The 26,415-nt window shown below is 41.2% G+C and carries 19 protein-coding genes; 11 read left to right on the top strand and 8 right to left on the bottom strand.

Annotation, left to right across the window (positions count from 1 at the left end):
* Nucleotides 1-21 precede the first annotated feature (21 nt).
* The 3 genes from estB (at nt 22) to FTT99_RS12635 (ending at nt 3,247) form a co-directional block, all read left to right on the top strand.
* On the top strand, nt 22-960 hold the full coding sequence (gene estB, locus FTT99_RS12645) for an esterase EstB (RefSeq protein ID WP_218954527.1): 939 nt from the start codon (nt 22-24) through the stop codon (nt 958-960).
* 11 nt (nt 961-971) lie between these two features.
* Nucleotides 972-1,877, top strand: a complete 906-nt coding sequence (gene oxyR, locus FTT99_RS12640; protein ID WP_180132111.1) for a LysR family transcriptional regulator OxyR — start codon at nt 972-974, stop codon at nt 1,875-1,877.
* 758 nt (nt 1,878-2,635) lie between these two features.
* Nucleotides 2,636-3,247, top strand: coding sequence for a response regulator transcription factor (locus FTT99_RS12635; RefSeq protein ID WP_180107563.1), 612 nt, complete (start codon nt 2,636-2,638; stop codon nt 3,245-3,247).
* A gap of 84 nt (nt 3,248-3,331) precedes the next feature.
* On the opposite strand, the gene ppk1 is transcribed toward FTT99_RS12635, so the two are convergent.
* On the bottom strand, nt 3,332-5,413 hold the full coding sequence (ppk1, locus tag FTT99_RS12630) for a polyphosphate kinase 1 (RefSeq protein ID WP_111884435.1): 2,082 nt from the start codon (nt 5,411-5,413) through the stop codon (nt 3,332-3,334).
* 146 nt (nt 5,414-5,559) lie between these two features.
* Entirely contained in the window at nt 5,560-6,237 is a 678-nt protein-coding gene (mtgA, locus tag FTT99_RS12625; protein WP_078193019.1) for a monofunctional biosynthetic peptidoglycan transglycosylase, read from the bottom strand.
* Between the two features lie 78 nt (nt 6,238-6,315).
* Here mtgA and FTT99_RS12620 point away from each other — a divergent pair, with 78 nt between their 5' ends.
* On the top strand, nt 6,316-7,140 hold the full coding sequence (locus FTT99_RS12620; protein ID WP_180107562.1) for a rhomboid family intramembrane serine protease: 825 nt from the start codon (nt 6,316-6,318) through the stop codon (nt 7,138-7,140).
* A 127-nt stretch (nt 7,141-7,267) separates the two neighbouring features.
* On the opposite strand, the gene FTT99_RS12615 is transcribed toward FTT99_RS12620, so the two are convergent.
* Nucleotides 7,268-9,769 (bottom strand): ABC transporter permease, encoded by a 2,502-nt coding sequence (locus FTT99_RS12615; protein ID WP_180132017.1) that lies wholly within the window; start codon nt 9,767-9,769, stop codon nt 7,268-7,270.
* The gene (locus FTT99_RS12610; RefSeq protein WP_111884437.1) at nt 9,766-10,497 is read right to left on the bottom strand and encodes an ABC transporter ATP-binding protein; all 732 of its coding nucleotides are present in this window, start codon (nt 10,495-10,497) and stop codon (nt 9,766-9,768) included. Before FTT99_RS12610 ends, FTT99_RS12615 begins: the two co-directional genes overlap by 4 nt.
* Before the next feature lie 11 nt (nt 10,498-10,508).
* On the opposite strand from FTT99_RS12610, the gene FTT99_RS12605 reads away from it, so the two are divergent.
* Complete coding sequence (locus FTT99_RS12605) at nt 10,509-11,138, top strand: arylesterase (protein ID WP_180132018.1); 630 nt, start codon at nt 10,509-10,511, stop codon at nt 11,136-11,138.
* Nucleotides 11,139-11,222: 84 nt separating this feature from the next.
* On the opposite strand, the gene FTT99_RS12600 is transcribed toward FTT99_RS12605, so the two are convergent.
* Nucleotides 11,223-11,837 carry a carbonic anhydrase gene (locus tag FTT99_RS12600; RefSeq protein ID WP_111884438.1) on the bottom strand — a complete coding sequence of 205 codons (615 nt, stop codon included), beginning with the start codon at nt 11,835-11,837 and terminating at the stop codon, nt 11,223-11,225.
* Nucleotides 11,838-12,171: 334 nt separating this feature from the next.
* Between FTT99_RS12600 and FTT99_RS12595 the strand changes: the two genes are divergently transcribed.
* Both FTT99_RS12595 and FTT99_RS12590 read left to right on the top strand, forming a co-directional pair.
* On the top strand, nt 12,172-13,212 hold the full coding sequence (locus tag FTT99_RS12595; protein ID WP_373684601.1) for an alpha/beta fold hydrolase: 1,041 nt from the start codon (nt 12,172-12,174) through the stop codon (nt 13,210-13,212).
* 46 nt (nt 13,213-13,258) lie between these two features.
* Nucleotides 13,259-14,266 (top strand): hypothetical protein, encoded by a 1,008-nt coding sequence (locus tag FTT99_RS12590; RefSeq protein WP_180024089.1) that lies wholly within the window; start codon nt 13,259-13,261, stop codon nt 14,264-14,266.
* 37 nt (nt 14,267-14,303) lie between these two features.
* Here FTT99_RS12590 and FTT99_RS12585 read toward each other — a convergent pair whose 3' ends face one another.
* Nucleotides 14,304-16,496 (bottom strand): TonB-dependent siderophore receptor, encoded by a 2,193-nt coding sequence (locus tag FTT99_RS12585; RefSeq protein WP_180132020.1) that lies wholly within the window; start codon nt 16,494-16,496, stop codon nt 14,304-14,306.
* Nucleotides 16,497-16,727: 231 nt separating this feature from the next.
* Nucleotides 16,728-17,366 (bottom strand): Fe-S biogenesis protein NfuA, encoded by a 639-nt coding sequence (nfuA, locus tag FTT99_RS12580; RefSeq protein WP_078189947.1) that lies wholly within the window; start codon nt 17,364-17,366, stop codon nt 16,728-16,730.
* A gap of 158 nt (nt 17,367-17,524) precedes the next feature.
* Between nfuA and FTT99_RS12575 the strand changes: the two genes are divergently transcribed.
* The 3 genes from FTT99_RS12575 to FTT99_RS12570 all read left to right on the top strand — a co-directional run bounded on the left by FTT99_RS12575 (nt 17,525) and on the right by FTT99_RS12570 (nt 20,337).
* Nucleotides 17,525-18,142 (top strand): rhomboid family intramembrane serine protease, encoded by a 618-nt coding sequence (locus FTT99_RS12575; protein WP_111884441.1) that lies wholly within the window; start codon nt 17,525-17,527, stop codon nt 18,140-18,142.
* A 245-nt stretch (nt 18,143-18,387) separates the two neighbouring features.
* The gene (locus FTT99_RS16525) at nt 18,388-18,567 is read left to right on the top strand and encodes a hypothetical protein (protein WP_180005268.1); all 180 of its coding nucleotides are present in this window, start codon (nt 18,388-18,390) and stop codon (nt 18,565-18,567) included.
* A gap of 219 nt (nt 18,568-18,786) precedes the next feature.
* Complete coding sequence (locus FTT99_RS12570) at nt 18,787-20,337, top strand: hypothetical protein (protein WP_180132021.1); 1,551 nt, start codon at nt 18,787-18,789, stop codon at nt 20,335-20,337.
* 165 nt (nt 20,338-20,502) lie between these two features.
* On the opposite strand, the gene FTT99_RS12565 is transcribed toward FTT99_RS12570, so the two are convergent.
* Complete coding sequence (locus tag FTT99_RS12565; RefSeq protein ID WP_180035527.1) at nt 20,503-22,122, bottom strand: inorganic phosphate transporter; 1,620 nt, start codon at nt 22,120-22,122, stop codon at nt 20,503-20,505.
* Nucleotides 22,123-22,601: 479 nt separating this feature from the next.
* On the opposite strand from FTT99_RS12565, the gene metH reads away from it, so the two are divergent.
* A complete protein-coding gene (gene metH / locus FTT99_RS12560; protein WP_180132022.1) occupies nt 22,602-26,291 on the top strand; it encodes a methionine synthase in 3,690 nt (1,229 codons plus the stop codon).
* The last annotated feature ends 124 nt before the right edge of the window (nt 26,292-26,415 follow it).

Below are 26,415 nucleotides of genomic sequence, written 5' to 3'. Positions count from 1 at the left end.
CCTTTTTAAAGGAAAATAAAAATGAATAGTGCCCTTCAGTTTAATATTTCACCTTATGCCTCTTTTATGCATGAAACTCGCGTAGAGTTAGGCAATGGCATTGAACTTCATGTCGAGGTGGGTGGTCATCCTGGAGATCCTACAGTCTTATTGATTATGGGACTCGGCGCACAAATGTTGTATTGGCCTGATTTCTTTTGTAAGTCCCTAATAGACCAAGGTTACCGAGTTATTCGCTTTGATAATCGCGATATTGGTCTGTCGAGTAAAATTCGTAACCCAGGCCCACGTCTTAACACCTTTAAACTGATGGGACGTTTTGCCTTAGGTCTAGAGAATCAAGGTGCGCCTTATGATCTATATGATATGGCAGACGATGTTGCACTGTTAATTGATCGTATGGGACTTGATAAAGTCCATATTTTAGGCGCTTCGATGGGCGGCATGATTGCTCAAATCGTGGCGGCACGTTATCCTGATAAAGTGCACAACTTAAGCTTACTTTTTACCAGTAACATCCAACCCTTACTTCCACCGCCATTTCCAAAGCAATTATTTAGTCTAATTGAAAAACCTGAATCTAACGATGAAGATGGCATTATTAACCATAGCCTGAAAGTTTTTAATATTATAGGCTCTCCAGGCTATATTAATCAGCTTGAAGCGATACAAACTGCACGTAAACTCTATAAGCGGAGTTATTACCCAGCGGGTGTACTTCAACAGTTTTTAGCAATATTATGTACAGGTTCCCTGCTGCAGTTGGATAAACAAATTCAGCATAAAACCATTGTGGTTCATGGAGCTCGTGACCGTTTGCTGCCGCCAAGCCATGGTAAGGCCGTTGCAAAGGCTATTTCAGGTGCTAAATTTGAATTAATTGATGGAATGGGGCATGATATCCCACCGCATTTTATTCCATATCTTAGCGGTTTGTTTGCTGATCACTTTAAATCATAAATTAGGACACTATGGCTGCATTACCATCCTTAAGACAGCTGTCATATCTAGTAACACTGTCAGAAACGCTACACTTTACTGAAGCTGCGCGTCGTTCTTTTGTCACCCAGTCTACTTTGTCTGGCGGGATCATGGAACTTGAGCGTTTACTAGGTGGCGTATTGGTAGAACGCGACCGTCAAAACGTGCGTTTAACTCCTCTTGGCGAACAAGTTGTCGGACGAGCCCGAGTTCTATTGGCAGATGCGCAAGACCTAATGCGTTTAAGTCGTGAAATGAGCGAACCTCTAACGGGTGATTTACATCTAGGGGTCATTCCTACTATTGCGCCGTTCTTACTTGCGCCATTATTAGAAGAAGTGCATAAGCAATTACCAAAAATTCAATTGCACTTACATGAAGCACAAAGTGAAAAAATTGTTGAGAAACTTGAGCACGGTAATCTAGATGTCGTATTACTTGCTCTTCCTTTTGATACACGTAGCTTGAAAGTTGCAGAAGTAAACAAAGAAAAATTGTTCTTGGTGTACAACAAAGCTGACCAAAATGCAGCTCAAGCAAAATCGTTAGACGACTTAGATTTATCTCGTTTAATGTTGCTTGAAGAAGGCCATTGCTTACGTGATCATACTTTGAGTGCTTGTCCGATTGGTGAACGTAAAAATGACCATCGATTAAAAGCAAGCTCATTGCCAACTTTGGTTGAAATGGTTTCCGCAGATTTAGGCTTTACCTTATTGCCTGAAATTGCAGTTCATACCAATATGATCAAAGCCAATGAAGATTTGGCTGTGAAAGAAATTGAAGCAAGTCCTACACGCACATTGGCATTGGTAACACGTAAGAGTACACCGCTTCAAAGTGAATTTGATGTATTGCTTCAAATCTTGCAGAAAATCACTAACAATCTGCACTAATTAATCAGTTTGAAAATTAAAGAGAGCCCTGTGCTCTCTTTTTTATTTGGCAGAAATGAATAATGCAGAAGTAATAACATTGAGATGAGTTTAAAATTGAAAATGAAAAATACATTCTCTAGAAAAAAGAAAAGGCTAACCCAAATAGGTAGCCTGATAAGGTAATATATGACTTGATGTATATCTCAATTCATCGCCTCAACAATATCTTCACACTAGCCAGATAAGTAAGAAGATAAATACATCTTAGTAAAATATAACTTTCGTTAAAATCACTAGTTTCAGGTATTTTAGATAAAGTATTTCTGATTCATTTTATAAAGGGCTTTTTTTATAGTTGTGTTTTGTGCTATAAAATAAACATAGATGAGAAATAAATCACATTATTTTAAATAATTACTAATATTTATGTTTAAAATAACTAATCAATTAGTCAATATTAACTCATCTCAGAAACAGTTCAATTTATCGGTTGTCAAAATACTGCTTTCACATTTCAATTATTATTTTCAATTCGAATCTAAATCTGATGATTATTTAATCAATATTCTAAAAATAAAAACGAAAAAACTATAAATCTTTGCATTCAACATAATGAAAAACACAAAAAACCATACATTAATTAAATTCTATTATATCACAATAACTTAATTATACTTTGATATATAAATCACTACTTCTAGGTATATTTTTCTAATTCACTTTCATGCACATTATGGAAATGCAATTTGATTAAAAATAATAAATGAGCGAAATGTATGATGAGTGAATTTTTATTACCAGTACCCGTTTTGATCATTGATCATCAAGCAATGACTTCAAAAACAGTGCTGTTTAACATCTTAGGAAACCTCGGTTATCCTGAAGAGCTCATTACATTTTCAGAAAACTTAGCAGATGCAGAACAACAAATTTTCAATCAATTACCCAATTTAATTTTTTTAGTGATCACTCAGCAGTCTGATATCTCTTTCATCCATAAAATCAAAAAGATTTATCCTTCGAGTAATCTCATCATTTTAGTCAATGAACAATCTACAGATTTAACCTTACATGCCATTCAGTTAGGTGCAACCGCCTATATGTTGATTCAACAACCGTTGGAAGACACCTACAACCAACTGAAAACTATTTTAAGAGGTGGCGCTGCATTGCATCCAAGTTTTGCTAAATTTTTATTGAGTGAAACTTTTAGTCCGCAAAATGCAGCACCTAAACAGCTCAGTCTGAATCCAGCTGAATACCAAATTTTAGATATGGTCAGCCATAGCGCGACTCAAGATCAGATGGTCCGTGAGTTAAAACTTTCAACGTATCAAATTGATGGTTTTGTTAAAAATATCTACCGAAAAATTAGTAGCTACAGCTAAATTTAGTTCAGATAAATGATTCAAAAAAACTTATAAATTAAAAAAATAAAGGGAGCATTGCTCCCTTTTACTTTTCTAACGCATTTATTTAAATGCTTCTATAAGCACATGCTGTGAATTGTGTGCTTCCTCACCCTCTTGAACATGCGTACGAATCCAACGCCCATCACTTTGGAGCAACCAAGCTTGCTGATTATCTTTTAAGTAATTCACTAAACCTAATTGATAAATACGCTTTTTCAACGCTGGATCTTCAATTGGAAAACAGGCTTCCACGCGATTAAATAAATTACGATCCATCCAGTCTGCACTTGAACAGAAAATACGTGAATCACCATTATTACTGAAATAATACACTCGAGTATGCTCTAAAAAACGCCCAACAATAGAGCGCACGCGAATATTTTCAGACAGCCCCGGTAAACCTGGACGCAAACAACAAATAGAACGAATAATTAAATCAATCTGTACACCTGCTTGTGACGCTTCGTACAGTTTATTGATCAACTGAACTTCTGTTAATGCATTAACCTTGACTATAATTTGCGCAGACTTACCCGCTTTAGCATTAGTAATTTCATTATCAATATAATTGATGAGTTGAGTATGTAAGGTAAATGGCGCATGCAGCAGTTTTTTTAGCTTCGCCATTTTACCCATACCAGTCAATTCTTGGAAAATACGATGTACATCTTCACAGAGTTCTTTATCTGTGGTTAATAGACCGTAATCCGTGTAGATACGCGCATTTCCCGCATGATAGTTGCCCGTACCTAAATGCACATATCGCACCAATTTATTGTTTTCGCGGCGTACCACCAAAATCATTTTGGCATGAGTTTTATAGCCCACGATGCCATACACGACAACTGCGCCTGCTTCTTGTAATACATTAGCCACAGCAATGTTTGATTCTTCATCAAATCGTGCTCGAAGCTCAATTACAGCGGTGACTTCTTTGCCATTACGTGCTGCTTCCGCTAAAACTTGCACAATCTCCGAATCTGCGCCACTTCGATAAAGCGTTTGTTTAATGGCCAAAACTTGTGGATCACGTGCAGCTTCACGCAGTAAATTAATTACCGGTGCGAATGATTCAAAGGGATGATGCAGCAAAATATCTTGCTTTTGCATCGCACTAAAAATGTTTTCAGATTTTTTGAGTACTTTCGGTATAACAGGAATATGCGCGTCATAACGTAGATGTGGACGTTTAAAGTTTGACAGTAAACGTGCAAGGTTAACTGGTCCATCTACTTTATAGAGTTGCTCTTCTTCTAAATCGAACTCATCAAGCAAATATTCATAAATATGCTGCGGACAATTTTCTGTCACTTCCAAGCGAACGGCGCGACCAAATCGACGTGAATTCAACTCACCTTTGAGGGCTTTAGCCAAATCTTCAACATCTTCATTCAAAGCCAAATCGGCATTACGCGTCACGCGGAATTGGTAGCAACCCGTCGCCGTCATGCCTGGGAACAAATCAGAGACATGTTCATGAATAATTGCCGATAGCATCACATGATGCTCTTTGCCACCGGTTAATTCATCAGGAAGCCGAACGACGCGTGGCAGCGAACGTGGTGCAGGTACAACGGCTAAGTCAATCTGACGGCCAAACGCATCCTTCCCTTCTAAAGTCACAATAAAGTTCAGCGACTTATTCACCAAGCGAGGGAATGGATGTGCAGGATCTAAACTAATTGGGGTTAAAACTGGTGCAACTTGTTCTTGGAAATACTTTTTTACCCAAGCCGATTGTGCAGGGGTTAATTCACCACGACGTAAGAAGCAAATGTCTTCTTCACGCAGTTTGGGTAAAATTTCTTGATTTAAAATACGATACTGGCGCTCAATTGCCGCATGCGCTGTCGCAGAAATTTCATCTAATACTTGTTTTGGTGTTAAGCCATCTGGACTGCGGCTTTCATTGCCTAAGTCTAGCTGTTCCATCATTCCCGCAACACGAATTTCAAAAAATTCGTCTAAATTGCGCGAAAAGATTAGCAAGAAATTCATGCGTTCAAGTAATGGATGTATCGGATCAACCGCTTGTTCGAGCACACGCAGATGAAAGTCGAGAATCGATAACTCTCGATTAATATAACGATCATTATAAGTATATTCAGTAGGTACTTGCGCGACTTCAGCTGCGGTATTCATTTCAAACCCATATTAAAAAATGTGTGCTGTACTCAGTTTAGTATGCTTCAAATTTGTGACAATTTCATAAAAAAAGCCCATAAAGATGAGCTTTTTGTTGTAATTCAAATCGCTACCATGCCATTTGACGGGTGTGTCGATTGTTATTAATCCGGGATATGGCTATAACGCATATATTTTTGGATCATGCGCTTACGATAATTTAGCTTACGATCTTGTCGATTTTCATCATAATATTTTGGATTGGGTAAAATAGCCGCAATAAACGCTGCTTGTTCTCGGCTCAAACTCCGTGAACTTTTACCAAAGTAGTGCTGTGTTGCAGCTTCTACGCCATAGATGTTGTCCCCAAACTCAACCGAGTTGAGATATACCTCTAAAATACGTTGCTTCGTCCACATGCGTTCCATCATCCATGTTGCAACGGCTTCCTGTCCTTTGCGGATAAATGACCGCTTATTATATAAAAATAAGTTTTTTGCCAATTGCTGAGAAATGGTAGACCCACCTGCAACCACTTTGCCTTTATCTTTATTGCGCTCCAAGGCATTTTGCATGCCTTCCCAATCAAAACCTTTGTGTTGTAAAAATTTACCATCTTCTGCGGCAACAACAGCATGTTTGACATAATCACTGATTTGGTCGTAATCACGCCATTCGTGTTTAATCGGTTTTGATGGCTCAGACCAATAATCTAAACGCATCATCATTGTCGATTCCACAGGATGTGTACGCCACCACACCAAACTACCAAAGATCCAAAGCTGCACCAAAAGCACAAGACTGACAAGAATTAACAATGTACGAACAATAAAGGCTTTCATGTCAGTGTGTTACTCCAGAAATTCTGTTTTTTCATGTTAAGCTTATTTTTAAATATTTTGACACAGTACAAGAATAGCATGTCTGAACTCAGCCCTCCTGCTGTATCAACCCGTAAGCTGCAAATCCAACTGTGGTGGATCACGGCACTCTTAATTACCATCAATGTTGGACTCTTTGGCTGGCAAGTGCTGCATGGAATGAACGTTAGCCAACCCGACACACTGGATGCTTTGCGTTGGGGTGCTGATTATGCACCTTTAACCTTTTTAGAGGAACCCATCCGCTTATTCAGCAGTATGTTTTTTCATTTTGGCCTGATTCACCTGATGTTGAATATGTGGGCTTTGTATATTTTTGGCAGTGTTGCCGAGCAAATGTTAGGTCGTTTCTATTTCCTCGGCCTGTATGTTTTAGCAGGACTGATGGGAAGTTTATTGAGTGGGTATTTAACCATTCAAAACAGTTATACATTATTGGCCGAAGGTGCAGCCAATCAGCAGCTTTTCCCAAGTATTGGTGCAGGTGCATCGGGTGCAGTGATGGGACTGGGTGCAGCGTTGACGATTATTTCGCTGCTTCCGATGTTACCTAAACAACAATTTTATCTGGATAAAAAAACCTTATTGATGGTGATGGGCATTAACCTCGCGATGGGCTTTATGATTAGTGGAATTAATAATGCCGCGCATATTGGCGGCATGTTGATGGGCGCTGCCTTGGCTTTCATTTGGTATATAGGACAAAAATTACATCAATCCCTGCTCATTCAAATGATCGGTCTTATAGCCGCAGCTGTCGGATGCTACCTGTTTTATCTGCATTGCCAACAATTAATCCAACCGATTTTACCGCTTTGGGAACACTTTATCCTGCTGATGAAGCAATCGCTCACAGCACGTTAAACTGTGGAATGAACCCTGTGGCTATACACACACATGTTGAAAACACATCAAATCTTGTCTAAATCCAAACTACGCACTAGGTTCTTGCTCCACTCTTAACTTGCTCGGCTGTTAACCATCTCCACCCTTAACTATTCAGTTCACGCAAACTTTCTAAGGGTGGAATATCGCAAAGATAACTTAAGCGATAACGTCCGATCAATGTACAGACTAAGGTCATTACCAGTGGGAGGATCAACCAAATCTCGGCATGTAGCTGGATGACCAATTCCATTTTATAACTGACAATCGCGCTGATCACTTCAGCAAAAATACATGCCACAACACCCGAAATTAGCCCCATCAAACCGACTTCCAAACTGAGCATCGACTTTAATTTTTGCTTGGAACTGCCAAAGGAACGCAGTAATGCCACTTCTTTTTTGCGTTCATCCATAAATAAGTTCAAACATGCGATCAAGACCAAAATGCCTGAAATACTGACCAATAGCGCCAAGATAGTAATAATCTGAACCAATACGCTGACGATGCGTTTGATCTCATCCAAAATTAGACTAACATCAATAAACACGGTATTCGAAAACTGCTGAATCAGATCAATTAACTGATTTTTATCTTGCGGTGGAACATAGAAACTCCCCAAATAGCTGCCGGCATTTTCATCCATGGTTTGGGGAGAGAAAATAAAGAAGAAATTTGGACTAAAGCTTTCCCACTCCACACTGCGAAGGTTGATCACCTTGGCTTGTAAAATCCCTTCAGGAAGGCTAAAACTCAGTCGATCTCCAATTTGAATACCCAGTTCTTGTGCGGTTTTCACTTCTACCGATACTTCGTTAACCTGTTGAAAGTGCTGACTGCCCGCGATGATTTGATTATCTTTTGGAAAAGTTGCAGCCTGCGTAAGATTTAATTCACGGCGTAATGAATTATTGCTTTTAATTAAGGCATCCGAAAAAGGGAGATCATTTTTGGCAACTAATCGTCCACGAATATTCGGGTACATCGGCGTCCCTTGCCAACCATGCTGCTTGAGTTGTTGATTAAAATCCTGCAACTCAAATGGCGGTAATCCATAGACAAATTGGTTAGGTGTCCCTTGTGGTAATTGTTGTTGCCAACGTTCCAGCAAATCTGTACGTAATACCGCTAAAACCGTGATCAGACTTAGCCCTAATGCCAATGCAGTAATTTGAAATGCCGTTTGATACGGTGTACGTATATATGCTGAGATTTTCCTCCCCCAACTTTTTAAGGCTTTCAAACTCAGCCAGACCATCATATATAGGCCGATACACAGGAAGATGATGGCGCAAATCAGCCACAGCGTGAGTTGTAAATTTTCAGTTAAAACCACACAAAACACCACCAAACTGAGTGTTCCGAAACTGAGCATCCAAAGCATGGAACGTACAGAACGCTCTTGTTGTCGTATCACCCGTGCTGGCGGCGTCCCTAATAATTGCCAAAGACTCGGAAGAACAAATCCTAATAGCACAATCGCACTGGTGAATATTGCAATTGGAAGTGGGCCAAGCAGCATAGACAGGGCTGAAAACTCTAATTGTAAATTTGGAATCAGCTGTAGCATCAGTTGCAATAAGCCATAACCCAATCCCAGACCAATCAAACTTCCAAACAGGATTGAAAGCCCGAGTACAACCAACAGTAAAGCCAAATAAGCACTTAATATTTGCTGTTTGGTCGACCCAATACAGCGCATCAGTGCAATGGCATCCTGATTTTGTTGGACATAGCGCTGACTGGTTAATGCGATGGCGATACCACAAAGTAGAATGGTTAAAATATTCGCCAGTTGTAAAAACGTTTCTAGGTTTGCAATCGGCTTCATTAAGCGAGTATTGCCTTCACTGGCATTTCTCATTTTTAAACTGCTTTGAGCTGCATCCTGAACCTGCGTATGATCTGAGTTAGCGGAACGGTCTTCGCTTTGATCACCAAATTTTTGCTTATACAGTTTTTCAAAGCGCTGGGTATTTTGTGCATCTCCTGCCATTAACAGGCGATATTCAATCCGACTCCCGACTTGAATGGCATTGGTTCTCGCCACCTCAGACTGCGCAATCATAACTGTCGGTGAAAAACCACTGAAGCCAAGCTCTTGATTGGTATCATGAATGATTTTGGCACTGACTTGAAAAGCAGCATCAGCAATATTGATCTGATCTCCAACCTTTACACCCAATAAATCCATGGCACGAGGACTTAACCAGACCTCACCTGCTTGTATAGAACGGTTTAGTTTCGGTTCTGTTTCGAGTTCACCTCGTAATGGAAATGCGGCATCAACGGCCTTGACATTGACCATGACAAATTGCTGATCAGTGTGCGCCATGCTGCTAAATAGCGTGACATTCGATTGTTTTAATTGCTGTGCTTTGGCTTGTTGTTTCCACTCTTGTAGAATTGGTTCATTGGCTATCAGCACCAAGTCTGCTGCCAACATTTCAGCAGCTTGTAGCGCTACAGCATTTTGAATTTGTACATTGCTAAACTTTAAAGCAGTGGTGGCACTGATCGCCAAGGTCAGTGCGATCAATAATAAATACACACCCGTAGTTTTAAAACTCAGCTGTAAGAGTGGTCGAAACAATGCCAAAAGATTCATGCAGCATCTCCTGTTCGATGCTCAATCAATTGACCATTGACCAATTCAAAGTGGCGCTGACATTGACGGGCCAAATCGGCATCATGCGTCACCAATACCAAAGTGGTTCCCATTTCACGATTTAACTGAAATAACAGTTGTTCAATTTCCTGTGCCGTTGCACTGTCTAAATTACCTGTCGGTTCATCTGCAAAGATCAGATCGGGTTCACTCACCAAAGCACGGGCAATCGCAACCCGTTGCTGCTCACCACCCGATAAAACTTTAGGGGCTTGATGCGCTTGGCGTTCTAGTCCGACCTTTGCTAACAGTTTTAATGCTTTTTCTTCGGCAGCTTTGACCTGAAAATTTGCTTGTAACCGTAGCGGTAGCATGACATTTTCCAGTGCCGTTAAATGTGGCAACAACTGGAAAGACTGAAAGACAAAACCAATATGGGCCAAACGGACTTGAGCACGCTGTTCTTCATTTAATAGATGAATGTCCTGACCACAGACCCGTAATTGTCCCGAACTGGCCTGATCTAAGGTCGCCAAAATCCCCAACAAGGTGGATTTACCTGAACCCGAACGACCAGTGATCGCAACTTGTTCCCCTGCAAATATTTCAAGATCGAGTTGTTCAAAGATCGATAACTGTTTTTGTGGAAGTTGTATCTTTTGTGTCAATTGCTGTGCAGAAATAATCGCCTGTGGCATGATGTCAACATCTGTCGTGAGTTGGGTCATATCTTCCCTATATGCAAAATCGCATTCAAAATAATCGTCTATTGAGTTACTTGCTGGCTATTGCACTGATGTTCTGCCCGATGCTGCTCTCTGCCAAAACCATTATGATTTTGGGCGATAGCTTAAGTGCAGGTTACGGTGTTTCAGTGCAGCAAGGTTGGGTCCACTTATTACAAAAACGTCTAGACCAACAGTATCCGAAACAACATAAAGTGGTCAATGCAAGTGTCAGCGGTGAAACCACCAGTGGTGCTTTAGCGCGACTCCCCAAACTGTTGCAAACTCATCGTCCAAACCTTGTGGTGATTGAATTAGGTGGTAATGATGGTTTACGCGGACAGCCCCCTGCACAAATTCAAAAAAACTTAGCGCAGCTGATTCAAAAAAGCCAACAGGCCAAATCGAAAGTGATTTTATTTGGAATGAAAATTCCACCGAATTATGGCAAGGCATATAGCCAAGCTTTTGAAAATAACTATCAAGTGTTGAGCCAACAGTACAAAGTCAAATTATTACCTTTCTTTATGCAAGGCGTGGCGGGGCATAAAAATTTGATGCAACAAGATCAAATTCACCCAAATGCCAAAGCGCAACCAATTTTGCTGAATAATGCTTATCCATTGATTAAAGCCAGCTTATAAATTTAGTGGGTGAAAATGGATTCGTTAAAAAAAGGCGCTTCATTTGAGCGCCTTTTTTTAAATCTTGTATTTACTGTAGTTTGCTTAGAAATCGTAGAAGCTTACTTCACCCGTTTCGAGTGAATACTCAGCGCCCACAACTTTTAATTTGCCTTGCGCAATTAAGTTTTCGAGGACTGCTGAACCATGACGCAGTTGATTTACTGATGCAAAAACGTTTGAACGTACTGCATGCATTGAAAGTTTTTCAAGGTCATCTTTCAATTCAGTTTGCATAAGTATTTCTACAGATGGACGAACGCGATTCACAATCGACATCAAGTTAGCTGATGGTGGTGTCGCAGGGTTAGTTAAAGCTTCAATCGTAGAATGAATCGCGCCACAGTGTGTATGGCCCAATACAATGACCACAGGACAACCGAAGCTTTCTGCTGCAAATTCCACGCTACCGACTTGAGACGGTGCCACAATATTACCTGCAACACGAATCACGAATAAATCGCCTAAGCCTTGGTCAAATACCATTTCAGCAGGAACACGTGAGTCTGAACACCCTAAAATAATCGCAAAAGGTTCTTGGCTTTCGGCCATTTCAGCACGTTGTTGATGCGTCAAAAGCTTTGGGTGATTCGTTTCACCGTCTACAAAACGTTGATTCCCTTTTTTTAAACGATCTAAAGCTTCTGCTGCTGTTAGCATGTTCTAATTACCCTTATCCGAAGTTGCAATATTTTAATCCCAGTCGAATCGATTGTCACTTGCAAAAACAATTGCTGTGAATTTTTTCTACGACGATGTAACTTGATAGAAAATGCTACTCCACATTCATCAAAAAAAATTGTTTTTTCTGTAATGGTTCACATTATTAAAACGCAAGTTTAACCACGTCAAAAAAGCAATGGATGACAAAGGTCATTTTTAATTTACAATATATTTCATAAATATACGCTTTTACTATTTCAGCCCATTCTGATAATAGTCATATAAATGATCTAAAAAATATATCGATTCGATTTAACTGGGGTAAACGTCAATGAAAGGACATCATTCACGCGTTTTTGGCTTTTTCAAGCTAGCAACAATTTGCTGTATGACGTTTACTGCCAACAACACTTTGGCTGCAAATCCGTCTCCCATCAGCAAAAACTTTGCCGTACCCTCTATCGTGCAAAATTATTTGAGCCAAGAGCGTAAAGCGGCAGGTTTAGTCACACATAGTGTTCAAGTCGGCAATGTGAATTGGAGTTATAGCGAAGGCGGTCAACGCTCTAAACCGACCATCTTGCTGATTCATGGTTTAGGCGGCACACGTGATAATTGGAATCGTGTTGCGCATTATTTAACACCGAACTATCACGTGATCATCCCCGACCTTCCGGCCAATGGCGATACACATGTGCCGGTCGATTTTGATGTCTCAGTGCCGAATGTCACGGAACAACTACGCCAGTTTGTCCTTAAAATAGATATTGAAGATAAACTGAATGTTGCAGGTCACTCATTGGGTGGTTCCATTGCCACGGTATATGCCTCTCAATATCCTTTTGATACCCAAAGTTTATTTTTACTCAACAGCGCGGGCATTTATAAACAGGCCAATACCAGTTACACCCGCGACCCGTATAAACTTAAAAATTTAATCGTTTCAAAACCGGGTGATTTAGATGATGTCATGCATAAACTCATGCAAAATCCGCCCAATGTTCCGACACAGCTTAAAGAAGCGCAGGAGAATATCTTAATTGCGCGTGCGCCCTTCACCAGTAAAATGATCGATCAAGTCGTCACGCTCAATCGAATCTACACCCCTGAAACTTTTGCCCGATTAACACGAACGGTGGAAGCACCAACCCTGATCCTTTGGGGCAAACAAGATAAAATCTTTAATGTGGAAGTGGCTGGCGAACTCAAGTCTTTACTGAAACGTGCAGAAACCCCTGTGATTTTAAATAACGTCGGTCATATGCCAATCTTAGAAGCCGAACAACAAGTTGCAGACCATTACTTACCTTTCCTTGCGAAAAGTCAAAAGTTTAAAAACCCTTTGGTAGATAAACTGATTCAGTTAAACTGAGCATTCGCCATTTTTAGATACCCATGACTGGGACTTCAGGGAAAGTATGCAGAAAAACCCGATGATTGAGCAGTTGATTGACGCTCAACTGAACTTTTTAGATCAGAGCTTTTCACACAATGATACCGTAGCCACTGAATTCACCCATTTTTATCAATGGTTTCGTAAACAATCTTTGCAGCAGATTTGGAGTTTTGATCAAATCAATGCTTTGTTGCAGAAACAAATTTTAAATACCCCTGCAAGTCAATTTCTGATTGAGCAAATTGCTGAACATATCAAATTTGCACTGATTCATCCTGCAAATGACAGCACCACGATTGCCGAAATCATTCCTGTGTTGACCATCGATAAAATTGCGCAGTATGTGGCAAGTAAACAAGGACATCGTCAGCGTTTAATTCATACCATGGTCAATAATCCTGCATTTTCAGCCATGATCAGTCAGTTGATTCAACATGCGATACAAGATTATTTAGACAACTCAGTGATTGCAAAATCGGTACCCGGTGTTTCACGATTTATGAAAATGGGGAAATCGGTACTGGAAAATGTCACAGATACCAATTTAGATAATGCTGTCAGCAAATACTTGCAAAAGAATATTTTAAAGCTCAGTCAAATGAGTGAAACCGTGTTAAATCAGCACTTTGATGATCATAAGCTGTACCACTTTCAAGCCAATTTATGGCATAAAATTAAAGCGCTGCCAGTTTCGGTATTAAAGAACTATGTTGAAGTTCAGGACTTGCCGCAAACAGTTGCCATGGGTCATGAAATTTGGGACTTTATGCGACAGTCTGAGTATATGAAACAGCAAGTGCATGATGGCGTATACGCTTGGTACGTGCGCAATGCAGAACGCCCTTTTGATTTATTGCTACGTGATTTAAATATTGATGAAGCACTGATTCAGCATGAACTTCAAAACTTACTCAATCCTATCGTTCAACAAATGATTGAGTCGGGTTATTTGCGTGAGCGTTCACGTCTCTATTTAGAACAATTCTACTACTCAAGTGAAGCACTGAAAATTTTAAATATCCCAACATAAAAAAAGCCGCGTTAAGCGGCTTTTCTTTTGGACATATTTAGAACTGGTATTTCAAACTTGCATAATAAGCTCGACCCGGCTCGTTATATGTTTGGTTGACCGTTTTATCACGCAGTTTTTGCTCATCAAATAGGTTATTCACACCGATACGAGCACTTAAAGCCGCATTAAATTTATAACCAAAGTTAATGCCTGCAATGCCATAACTTTTCACGCTATCCATCGCCAAGCCATTTTTGCTTTCAAGACTGGTTTCTGCATATTGACGTGGTTTTTGACGACCATATTGGGTATAGACAAAGTTACTGTCTAATCGATCCGTGATGTTGTAGTTCAAAATAGAGTTTATGGTGTAATTTGGAATCACTGAAAGTGGATTGCCAGTACGTTTATCTTCAGAGTTGATCATATAGGTGACGTTATTGGTCCACGTGATATCACCCCAGTCCAAAGAAATACTTCCTTCAACACCTTCCACCAAGGCTTCTGGCGTATTCATCCAACGCAGTACATTATATGTTGTTCCATTTACTTCCAGTTCTTCTAGACGTGTATCCCCTGCAACGATCTTATTTTTATAATCATTACGGAACCATGCAAAGCTTGCATTTACGATGTCTTTTTCAAACTGTACACCTAATTCTTTATTCACTGAAGTTTCAGGTTTGAGATCGCCATTACCTTGTAATAGACATTGGCTCAGCCCAATCGGACAGCCATTACCGCGAGTGCTTAACAGATAACCTTCTGCATTTTGGTACATATTAGGTGCTTTATACGCCTTAGCCACACCACCTTTTAATGTCCAATAGTCTCCAAGCTTTTGCGTAATATTGAGACTTGGACTCCAGCTATCACCCGATTTACTATGATTATCATAGCGTAGTGCCAAAACAACATCGGTGCTTTCGCCCAAGTTCATATTGTTTTCAATATAGGCCGACGCAATCCGTGAATCCATGTGTGAACGGTCACCTGAAGTCAGCACATCACCAAAACCGCCTGCGCCAGCTTGTGTATTAACCGTATCGGTAAAGTCATCTTCAATCCATTCAGCACCTAAAGTTAATACTTGTGGGACATACCATTGGAACGGCAGATTGGCTTCTGCATTAAAGCGAATGGTTTCTAGATGTGACGTTTGTTTATTCTCGAGATTATTAATCTGTCCCTCAGTACTACCGCCTGTTCCTTCAGGTAGGCGTTTATTTTTGGTTTTGTCATATTGCACAATGAGTTTATTATCGCCCCAACCCCACGTACCTTCATGGGTTAATGCAAAACTATCACGATAAATGGTATTGGTTTCTTCACCGATTAAAGCGGATAAAATTGGTGCTTTGTTTGGATCGGCTGGATCAAATACACTGTTTTGACTGTCGCCTGCAAAACGGTTGCCTTGGCGGCCAACACTTGCGTCAAACATCAAGACTTGTTGATCATTCAACTGCCAAGCCAAGCGCCCTGCGATATCTTTATTTTCAACGCCTTCTCGACCCGCCATACGCGCGCCATTGTCCATTAATGCATTAATATCCGCAGCATCTGAATCGGTTTTGTTATAACTACCGTATAAACGATATGAAAGAACATCTTTAAGAATTGGCCCGCTTAAGTTAAAGCTCTCACGGTGACTTGCGCCCTCTTTAGCATCTTCGGGCTGATTGGTAAAAACCTCCACCGAGCCATGCACGTCGTTGGTCACTTTCTTGGTTTTAATATTGACCACACCACCCATCGCACCTGAACCATAACGCGCTGCAGCTGGACCACGCAGCACTTCAATTGATTCAATAGCATCTGCAGGTACCCAGTTCGAATCACCACGTGTATCACGCTCACCGCGCCAGCCATAACGTACTGAGTTTCTCGAATTTACTGGCTTGCCATCAATTAAGATCAACGTGTTTTCAGGCCCCATACCACGGATATCAATCTGACGGTTATTACCACGTTGGCCTGTGGCACTGTTACCAGTCAAATTCACACCCGGCATACGGCGCACATACTCTGAAATATCATTCACAACCGGCATTTTTTCTAAATCTTCTGCCGTAATTTTTGAAGCACCTAATGATTGTTTAACCTGTTCTGCTGCGGTAACAACAATAGTTTCCATTTTAACTACAGATTCATCGACTGCTTCTGCTGCTTCATTCGCATGGCTGAGGCTTACCATTGCGCTTAGTACTGAAAGTGTAAGTGTTGAACGGAGGAGATGCTTGGTCATTTGGTTGTTCCCAAAGTGGCTAAGTTATGGAGAAATCTAGAATAAGGTGTTGCACATTGTAACCAACACAAACAATATTGCAATTAATTTTAATAATCATTCTCATTTATATTTGTGATATCGCTTATCATTTTGATGTAAAAACCCTAGAAATATCTGAAAATCTTCATTTTTTTGATTTAGACAATAAAAAAGCCGCAACGTTGCGGCTTTTTTATAAAAATACTGAACTTATTTGAAATAAGCACCTTCAGTATTACTGTGATCCGTTTGGTCAACAACGCGCATTAATTCAGGTACATGCTGCTTCAATGTTGTTTCAACACCTTGTTTCAAGGTTAAATCGATTGAAGAACAACCTTGGCAACCACCACCGAATTTAAGCACTGCAGTTAAACCATGTTCTGCATCTTCAACCACCTCTACCAATGCACAGTTACCACCATGACCTGCAAGGCCTGGGTTAATTTCTGACTGTAGAACATAAGTGATTCGCTCTTCTACAGAGGCATCTGGACCCACACGTGGCACTTTAGAGTTTGGCGCACGGAATGTTAACTGACCACCAAAACGGTCTTTGTTATAGTCAATCACCGCATCCAAAAGATATGGAATAGACGGTGTGTCAATAAATGCAGGGAAATCTGGATAGTCTTGTTTATAGTCTGTAGGCACAACTTCTTCTGGTGCACTGTAAGCCATACAACATTCAGCACGTGGCGTACCCGGATTTTCCACAAAAACACGTACACCAATGCCCGGTGTATTTTGTTTATCCAAAAGATCTTTCAAATACTCTTGGGCATTTGGAGTGATCAATAGGTTTGGAATTTCTTCAGCAACTGCTGTGCTGTTGTTCTCAGTCGACATTACAATATTTCCTCAAGCTGAAGTCGCTATTTTAACTTAAGATGCGGGGCATTAGAAAAAAATCAACTAAAATTGTCGGAATTATTCTGAAAGTTCACGCTTTAGGCAGATTTAATGGCATTATTGAGCATAAATTTTAACAAGTAGAATAGTCATATATGTTGGGCCTACCCTTTAACCACACCGTGACCATTATCCTGATTACGGTGGTGATTTCACTAATTGCATTTTCAAATCAGAAAGTGATGAATCGTTTGTTATTTTGGCCGCCAGCCCTCAGTCGTGGCGAATATGACCGATTTATTAGCCATGGTTTTATTCATGCAGATGGCGCGCACCTATTGTTCAACATGATTACCTTATTTTTCTTTGGTAGCGTGATTGAAAGTTTTTATCGCCAATATTTCTTCGACATGGGCTTTGTGCTGTTTTATTTAGGCGGTTTGATTGCTGCGATTATTCCGAGTTATTTAAAACATAAGCATGATACCCATTGGGCAAGTTTAGGCGCTTCTGGGGCGGTGTCCGCGGTACTCTTTGCGTATATCTTGTTTGAACCGTGGAAACTGATTTTTGTATTCTTTATTCCTGTTCCTGCGATTATTTTTGCCGTGCTATATGTGGCTTATAGTATCTGGTCAGGTAAACGTGGCAACAGCAACATTAACCACAGCGCACACCTTTGGGGCGCAGCGTATGGTGTAATCATGACGATTATTCTTGAACCAAAACTCATTCCACATTTCTTAAGTCAGTTATTAAACGTTCCTTTCTAAACGTTAAGTCTAAAAAATCAGCTGGATTTAACCTAAAAATGACAGCCTAAACCGTTTCAGTTTAGGCTTTTTTATTGTGCTGCGTTAAGCCGCATGCCCTTTGATCTTTTCTTTAGCCAATTTCCCACATCTACAACACTGCACTTTGAATATCGAGCTATACAATTTCACAGCAGATTGAAACGCTATCTTCCCTTGCCCTGATTTAAACTGAAATGACACAGAATAAAAAAGGGAAAATTCCAATGAAAATAGTCCTGATGTTCTCAAGTTTGTTGTTGACCTGCGTGTTGAGTGCTTGTGCCGTTCACACCCGTGAAGGCAGTATCGTGGTCGACCCAGATCGTAATCACTATCCTTATAATTACCCAGATCGCCATGGCGACTTTTGCCCGCCCGGACAGGCTAAAAAAGGCCGTTGTTGATTTGCCGTTGCTGATTTCATGCCCTCTTCTTTTAAGCCTTCAAACCGAAGGCTTTTTCAATTGCGACAATAAAAATTGACGCTGTATATTCTACGAAAGTTCACAAAAGCACATGACAAATCATATAAATCTGGCACTTTATGCCACCCTATTTTTTAATTTGGCATAGATAATGTATACATCTGTATATTAATGACAAAATTAGCTGAGATATTTTGCATGTCGAGTTCAACTGAAGGTCTTCAATTTCCCATTTCGGCTTCAAACCAAAAGCCGAGTACATCTAAAACTGGTCGTGAAATTATCGCTGAAGCCTTAGCTGCAGTTGACCATCACTCTTCTGTACGTGCAAAACAAGAAAAAAACTGGCGTAAAAAATATCCTGAATATTTTAAAGCCTTGGTTGAACAAGGGATTCAATCATCTGAAGCCGCGATCAACATTGCAGAGCAAGGTTTAAATAAAGCGCATCACGTCTTTGAGTTTTATCGTAATCAAGAAAAGTATACGCTCAAAGATGCAGTAGCTTTGACTGCACATCCGCTGCATACCGTGAAATTAAAAGGTGAAAGTGACGCAGCGCCTGAGTGGTATGTGCCCTATCATGGTCAAAAACTTCAAGGTGAGGCTTTACTGGCTCAGATTCAAAAATGGCAAGATGCTGGCATCATTGAAGCCAGTCATGCCGACGCATTACGTGAAGCCATTGCACACCCAGAATGGTTCGATTTGTCAGATCGGACTATGGTGCTTTTTGGTGCTGCCTCCGAAGCTGGCCCTCTGACGTGGTTAGCAAAATGGAAAGCCAATATTGTGGCAATCGACCTCAATAATGAACGTGTTTGGGATCGAATCTTAAGCACGGTTCAGGCCGGTAATGCCACTTTATATGCACCAAGTCTCGACGCTGTGCATGAAGACACATCCATTCAAGAACTAAAACACAAATTGGGCGCCAATTTACTGACACACATTCCTGAAATTGCACAATGGCTTGCACAAAGTGAACATCAACTAGATCTGGCTGCAATTGCCTATTTAGATGGTGAAAAGCATGTTCGTGTTGCAATGGCGATGGACAGCATCATGGCCTATGTCAGCCAACAAAAAGCCGACACCAGCTTGATGTTTATGTGTACTCCAACCGATGTCTATGCGGTTCCAGAAGAGATTGTTACGGCAGCACAAGCCAAATTCCAAAACCGTGCTTCTGCACAAAAACTATTGACACAAAGTATTGCCAAAGTCACAGGTCAGCATTTCTTTAAGCAAAATAATGAGCAAACCATCACAGCAGACAATGGAAAATCCTATGGTATTGCTGACTGTCTGGTGGTAGAACAAGGTCCAAACTACGCACTCGCAAAACGTATCCAACAATGGCGCGCAACTGTCGCACGTCAAAATGGTCAGCGGGTTAGTATCAATATTGCGCCATCCACCACGACTCGCTCAGTGACGAAGAATCCATTATTAAAAGCCGCATTTAATGGTGCGAGTTTATTTGATGTGGAATCCTTTCAACCTGAAACCACCAATGCACTCATGGCGGCTTTATGGATTCATGACTTGAGAAATCCTCACTCAGTTGCTAACCCTGAAACAGCGCTAGACCATCCATTAGAACTCATGATGCATGGTGCCAACCATGGTGGCTTATGGCGTGTGGCTTATTTGGCGCGTACCGCCTTACCTTTTGCAGCGCTGTATGGTTTTGCAGAAGAAAAACTGCCCGTGAAAAAAGTATTGGGGCTGTTTAAAAAAGCGTAATTGCATTGGTTCAAATAAGTGTTGAACTTTGCAAAGTTTCAACTCGCTAGTTTGATTGTTCTAATTCAGCTCTCAGTCATCCCATTAAAATCGGTGATGTCTGAGATACAGCCATAAAAAAACGCTGCCGAAGCAGCGTTTTTTTATATCTGGAATTTGAGTTGCTTAGAACACTTTCAAGAATAACCAGTACAAGCAGCCTGATAGACAGATCGTTGCAGGTAAAGTAAAGACCCAAGCCGATAGAATGGTTTTCACTGTTGCAAAGTTCAGACCCGATTTATTCGCGACCATAGTACCTGCAACCGCAGAGTTAAGTACGTGTGTAGTCGATACTGGCATACCAAAACCATCCGCAGCAGCAATCGTTGACATAGCAACAAGCTCGGCAGACATACCCTGACCATAGGTCATGTGGTTTTTACCAATACGTTCACCTACAGTCACGACAATACGTTTCCAACCCACCATGGTTCCAAGACCCAGTGCCAATGCAACAGCGACTTTCACCCATGTTGGAATGTACTGTAAGAACGAGTCTAAGTGACTACGATATTCCTTCACAGTCTTTTGTTCAGCTTCTGCCATTGCTGGTAGTTGCTCAGCTTTATCTAGACGTTTAAAAGCAGTAGTACTTAAGTACATGTCATTACGAATCGAAGATACTTCTTGTTCAGGAATATCTTTTAAGTCGCCATACTGTGCAACACGCTCACCTAAATGATCGGTCAAACTTGCCAAAGCTGGCACAACTTCTGGGCTGACTTCTTTGGTTTGAATGTATTTGGTGAGTACATCACGCGCTTGTGCATCAGGAATATCCTTATGCTCTGCGTAGATCGCAGTCGCAGTTTGAGCAGATAACTGATGGAAAGATTGAATATGTTGATTATCTAAGTTCTTATTCAATGAATAAGCCAATGGCACACATCCGATCAAAATCAGCATGATCAGACCCATACCTTTTTGACCATCATTTGAACCATGCGCAAAACTTACACCTGTACAGGTAAAGATCAAAATTGCACGAATCAGTGGTGGTGGCGGCTTATTGCCTTCTGGTGGCTGAAACAATTCTAGCTGTTTGCGGAAAATACGCTTCACCAACAAGAAAACTAGGGCTGCAAATGCAAAACCAATCAGTGGAGAGAACAATAACGCCTTACCGACTTTAAGCACCTGCTCCATATCTACACCGCTCGCACCACCGCCTGCATTTAACAGGTAGTTCATGATGCCAACGCCAAGAATAGAACCAATCAAAGTATGCGAACTAGACGCTGGGATGCCTAAGAACCAAGTCCCTAAATTCCACAAAATCGCTGCGATCAGCATTGCGAAAACCATGGCAAAACCTGCACCTGAACCAACGTTCATAATCAATTCAACAGGTAATAAAGCAATAATGCCGTAAGCAACTGCACCACTGGCAACCATTACACCCAGAAAATTACAGAAACCCGCCCACATTACTGCAACCGGTGCTGACAAGGCGTTGGTATAAATCACTGTTGCTACTGCATTTGCAGTGTCATGGAAACCATTTACAAATTCAAAGCCAAGTGCGATGAATAAGGCTGTGCCCAATAAAATCATTGAATAAAGACTTAAAGGCGGAACATGCGCTAAATCGGCAGTCACCTGAAAACCAATATAAATCAACGTTGAAATAATCACCGTCAAAAATACCGGCATAAAGAATTTCGGTGTAGGCACATGAACATTCGTGGACTTTTGAGGAGTCGACGTGTGCGCTGAATCTACGGGAGTTTGTTTAGAATTCATGCAGGCAGGAATAGAGGATTTTAAAATCCCCATATTGTTCAATTTAATTATGACAATTATATGACAAAGCGGTGTCATATAAAGCAATTTTTCATGCTTTATTTGTTTTTTTTAAGTGTTAAAAACCGACTTCCCTACTCTACTTTCATAAAGTAAATCAGTTATTTAATCTGCGTATTTAAACTTTATTTTCTTTGAAACCCAATATTTCAACTTATATTTCATCTGTCATGTTTTTTTGTCATTTTGCATAGCCCTAATGGATGTTTTTTAATCTTGCCTGAGCAATATGACAAATTCATGAAGCTTTCCATACATTTATATGAAATTGGAATATGAAATTATCAAGTTGCAATATTGCTCATTAATTCAACAAGCTAATAATTGCGCGCTGTGAAGATCATTGAATATCAATAAAACTGCAATGAATTCTGTTAATATATTTGCCGATTTTATATTCCATCGGATTGGGGTTATTTATGTCCACGCTTGCCACCCTAAAAGAGCTGCTCGCTCAACGGATTCTGATTATCGACGGTGCAATGGGCACCATGATTCAGCGTCATAAACTCGAAGAAGCTGACTACCGTGGTGAGCGTTTTGCAGATTGGGCATCTGACCTCAAAGGCAATAATGACCTATTGGTGTTGACTCAGCCGCAAATCATTCAAGGCATTCATGAAGCCTACCTCGATGCTGGCGCAGACATCATTGAAACCAACAGCTTTAACGGCACAAAAGTTTCAATGTCTGACTACCACATGGAAGATTTGGTATCAGAGATCAACCGTGAAGCAGCGCGTATTGCCAAAGCAGCTTGTGAAAAATACTCAACGCCTGAAAAACCGCGTTTTGTAGCAGGTGTGCTTGGCCCGACTTCACGTACTTGCTCGATCTCGCCAAATGTAAATGACCCAGCATTTCGTAATATTACTTTTGATGAGCTTAAAGAAAACTATATTCAAGCTGCGCATGCTCTGATTGAAGGCGGTGCCGACATTCTGCTCATCGAAACTGTATTCGATACTTTAAACTGTAAAGCTGCCATTTTTGCAGTGAAAGAAGTGTTCAACCAAATTGGCTACGAATTGCCATTGATGATTTCAGGCACCATTACCGATGCCTCTGGCCGAACTTTAACTGGCCAAACTGCTGAAGCGTTCTGGAACTCTGTGCGTCATGGTGACTTATTGTCGATTGGCTTTAACTGTGCCCTAGGTGCAGATGCCATGCGTCCGCATGTAAAAACCATTGCTGACGTTGCCGATACTTTTGTTTCGGCGCATCCGAACGCTGGCTTACCAAATGCCTTCGGCGGTTATGATGAAACCCCTGAACAAACCGCTGCCTTTATTAAAGAATTTGCAGAAAGCGGCCTGATTAACATCACGGGCGGTTGCTGCGGTACAACGCCGGATCATATCCGCGCTATTGCCAATGCCGTAAAAGACATTGCGCCGCGCCAAGTGCCAGAAACCAAACCCGCTTGCCGTCTCAGCGGTTTAGAGCCGTTCAACATTACAGAAGATTCGCTGTTTGTAAACGTCGGTGAACGTACCAACGTGACAGGTTCTAAAAAATTCCTACGTTTAATCCGTGAAGAAAACTTTGCCGAAGCTTTAGAAGTTGCACAGCAGCAAGTTGAAGCCGGTGCTCAGATTATCGATATCAACATGGATGAAGGCATGCTGGATTCAGAAGGCGCAATGGTGCACTTCCTGAATCTTGTAGCCTCTGAACCTGAAATTTCACGTGTGCCGATCATGATTGACTCATCTAAATGGGAAATCATTGAAGCGGGCTTAAAATGTGTACAAGGTAAAGCAGTTGTTAACTCGATTTCCTTAAAAGAAGGCTATGACGAGTTCGTTGCAAAAGCGCGTTTGTGCCGTCAGTATGGCGCTGCGGTGATTGTGATGGCATTTGATGAAAATGGTCAGGCCGACACTGCTGCACGTAAAAAAGAAATCTGTAAACGTTCTTATGATGTATTGGTCAATGAAGTGGGCTTCCCTGCTGAAGACATCATTTTTGACCCTAACGTGTTTGCCGTGGCAACTGGTATTGAAGAACACAATAACTATGCTGTGGACTTCATTGAAGCGACTGGCTGGATTAAGCAAAACTTGCCGCATGCGATGATTTCTGGCGGTGTGTCTAACGTATCGTTCTCTTTCCGCGGTAACGAGCCTGTACGTGAAGCGATTCACTCAGTGTTCTTATACCATGCCATTCAGCAAGGCATGACTATGGGTATCGTCAACGCAGGTCAAATGGCGATTTATGATGATATTGATGCTGAACTGAAAGCTGCGGTTGAAGATGTGATCTTGAACCAAAACCAAGGTGAAAGCCATCAAGAAGCTACAGAAAAGCTGCTTGAAGTTGCTGAAAAATACCGTGGTCAAGGTGCTGCGCAAAAACAAGTGGAAAACTTGGAATGGCGTGAGCTTCCCGTAGAAAAGCGCCTTGAGCATGCTTTAGTGAAAGGTATCACCACCTTTATTGATGAAGATACTGAAGAAGCACGCCTGAAAGCTAAACGTCCACTCGATGTGATTGAAGGTCCGCTGATGGACGGCATGAATGTGGTAGGTGATTTGTTCGGTTCAGGCAAAATGTTCCTGCCGCAAGTCGTGAAATCTGCACGTGTCATGAAACAGGCTGTAGCTTGGCTGAATCCGTTCATTGAAGCGGAAAAAACAGCTGGCCAATCTAAGGGTAAAGTCCTAATGGCAACGGTGAAGGGCGACGTGCACGACATCGGTAAAAATATCGTGGGCGTGGTGTTGGGCTGTAACGGCTATGACATCATCGACCTTGGCGTGATGGTACCTTGCGAGAAGATTCTGCAAACTGCCATTGATGAGAAAGTCGACATTATTGGTCTATCTGGCCTGATTACGCCGTCACTGGATGAAATGGTTTTTGTTGCGAAAGAAATGCAGCGCAAAGGCTTTAATGTTCCATTGATGATTGGCGGTGCAACCACTTCTAAAGCGCATACGGCAGTGAAAATTGATCCGCAATATTCAAATGATGCAGTCATTTATGTTGCCGATGCATCTCGTGCGGTGGGTGTAGCAACAACTTTACTTTCTAAAGAAATGAAGCCTAAATTTGTTGAAGACACACGTGCTGAATATGAAAAAGTCCGTGAGCGTATTGCCAATAAACAGCCAAAAGCTGCCAAGCTGACATATGCTGAATCTGTAGAAAATGGCTTAAAAATTGACTTTGCTGCCAATGCGCCTGTGAAGCCAAACTTTATTGGTACGCAAACGCTGACCAATTATCCATTGGAAACATTAGTTGAGTACTTTGACTGGACACCGTTCTTCATTTCTTGGAGTTTGGCAGGTAAATTCCCTGCTATCTTAACTGATGAAGTTGTAGGTGAAGCAGCCACTGACTTGTATGAACAAGCACAGACCATGCTAAAAGACATCATCGACAACAAACGTTTTGATGCTCGTGCTGTGTTTGGTATTTACCCTGCTAACCGTTCTGCAGCGGATTCGGTTGAAGTGTATAGCGAAGATGGTCAATCGGTTACGCATACTTTCCATCACATTCGTCAACAGTCTGACAAAGTGACAGGTAAACCAAACTTGTCTCTAGCAGACTTTGTTGCGCCTAAAGGTGTCGCAGAAGACTACTTGGGCGGTTTCACGGTATCCATCTTTGGTGCGGAAGAAATGGCAAATGAGTACAAAGCTAAAGGCGATGACTACTCTGCAATTCTTGCGCAATCTTTAGGTGACCGTTTTGCGGAAGCGTTTGCGGAGCATTTGCATGAGCGCATCCGTAAAGAGTTCTGGGGTAACCAAGCGTCTGAAACGTTAAGCAATGAAGAATTGATTAAAGAGAAGTATGTGGGCATCCGTCCTGCACCGGGCTACCCTGCTTGTCCTGAGCATTCTGAAAAAGCGCCATTGTTTGACTGGTTAGGTTCTACCGACAAGATTGGTACGCAATTGACTTCTAGTTTTGCAATGTGGCCGCCTTCATCTGTCAGCGGTTTCTACTATGCAAACCCTGAAAGCCAGTACTTTAACGTGGGTAAAATCGCAGGCGACCAGCTTGAAGATTATGCGCAGCGTAAAGGTTGGACACTGGATGAAGCGAAACGTTGGTTAGCGCCAAATTTGGATGATTCGATTGTTTAATCCCCCTTTCTTACACAAGATTTAAAGCAGTGCTTTAAATCTTGCTCAGGATGAAGAATCCATTCGTATCGAATACAAAAAAAATCCCCTCATTTGAGGGGATTTTTCTTATATATACTAGACC

Source organism: Acinetobacter sp. YH12040 (assembly GCF_013420005.1).
GTDB lineage: Bacteria > Pseudomonadota > Gammaproteobacteria > Pseudomonadales > Moraxellaceae > Acinetobacter > Acinetobacter amyesii.
Note: the sequence above shows the minus strand (reverse complement) of the source record. Positions and strands in the feature narration are given on the sequence as shown.

What these genes read in the sequence shown, in the direction of transcription:
- FTT99_RS12565 (WP_180035527.1), bottom strand. Translation starts at nt 22,122, where the DNA reads ATGAATTCTAAACAAACTCCCGTAGATTCAGCGCACACGTCGACTCCT.
- FTT99_RS12595 (WP_373684601.1), top strand. Translation starts at nt 12,172, where the DNA reads ATGAAAGGACATCATTCACGCGTTTTTGGCTTTTTCAAGCTAGCAACA.
- ppk1 (WP_111884435.1), bottom strand. Translation starts at nt 5,413, where the DNA reads ATGAATACCGCAGCTGAAGTCGCGCAAGTACCTACTGAATATACTTAT.
- FTT99_RS12605 (WP_180132018.1), top strand. Translation starts at nt 10,509, where the DNA reads ATGCAAAATCGCATTCAAAATAATCGTCTATTGAGTTACTTGCTGGCT.
- nfuA (WP_078189947.1), bottom strand. Translation starts at nt 17,366, where the DNA reads ATGTCGACTGAGAACAACAGCACAGCAGTTGCTGAAGAAATTCCAAAC.
- FTT99_RS12620 (WP_180107562.1), top strand. Translation starts at nt 6,316, where the DNA reads ATGTCTGAACTCAGCCCTCCTGCTGTATCAACCCGTAAGCTGCAAATC.
- FTT99_RS12600 (WP_111884438.1), bottom strand. Translation starts at nt 11,837, where the DNA reads ATGCTAACAGCAGCAGAAGCTTTAGATCGTTTAAAAAAAGGGAATCAA.
- FTT99_RS12635 (WP_180107563.1), top strand. Translation starts at nt 2,636, where the DNA reads ATGATGAGTGAATTTTTATTACCAGTACCCGTTTTGATCATTGATCAT.
- FTT99_RS16525 (WP_180005268.1), top strand. Translation starts at nt 18,388, where the DNA reads ATGAAAATAGTCCTGATGTTCTCAAGTTTGTTGTTGACCTGCGTGTTG.
- mtgA (WP_078193019.1), bottom strand. Translation starts at nt 6,237, where the DNA reads ATGAAAGCCTTTATTGTTCGTACATTGTTAATTCTTGTCAGTCTTGTG.
- FTT99_RS12570 (WP_180132021.1), top strand. Translation starts at nt 18,787, where the DNA reads ATGTCGAGTTCAACTGAAGGTCTTCAATTTCCCATTTCGGCTTCAAAC.
- FTT99_RS12615 (WP_180132017.1), bottom strand. Translation starts at nt 9,769, where the DNA reads ATGAATCTTTTGGCATTGTTTCGACCACTCTTACAGCTGAGTTTTAAA.
- FTT99_RS12575 (WP_111884441.1), top strand. Translation starts at nt 17,525, where the DNA reads ATGTTGGGCCTACCCTTTAACCACACCGTGACCATTATCCTGATTACG.
- oxyR (WP_180132111.1), top strand. Translation starts at nt 972, where the DNA reads ATGGCTGCATTACCATCCTTAAGACAGCTGTCATATCTAGTAACACTG.
- estB (WP_218954527.1), top strand. Translation starts at nt 22, where the DNA reads ATGAATAGTGCCCTTCAGTTTAATATTTCACCTTATGCCTCTTTTATG.
- FTT99_RS12610 (WP_111884437.1), bottom strand. Translation starts at nt 10,497, where the DNA reads ATGACCCAACTCACGACAGATGTTGACATCATGCCACAGGCGATTATT.
- FTT99_RS12590 (WP_180024089.1), top strand. Translation starts at nt 13,259, where the DNA reads ATGCAGAAAAACCCGATGATTGAGCAGTTGATTGACGCTCAACTGAAC.
- FTT99_RS12585 (WP_180132020.1), bottom strand. Translation starts at nt 16,496, where the DNA reads ATGACCAAGCATCTCCTCCGTTCAACACTTACACTTTCAGTACTAAGC.
- metH (WP_180132022.1), top strand. Translation starts at nt 22,602, where the DNA reads ATGTCCACGCTTGCCACCCTAAAAGAGCTGCTCGCTCAACGGATTCTG.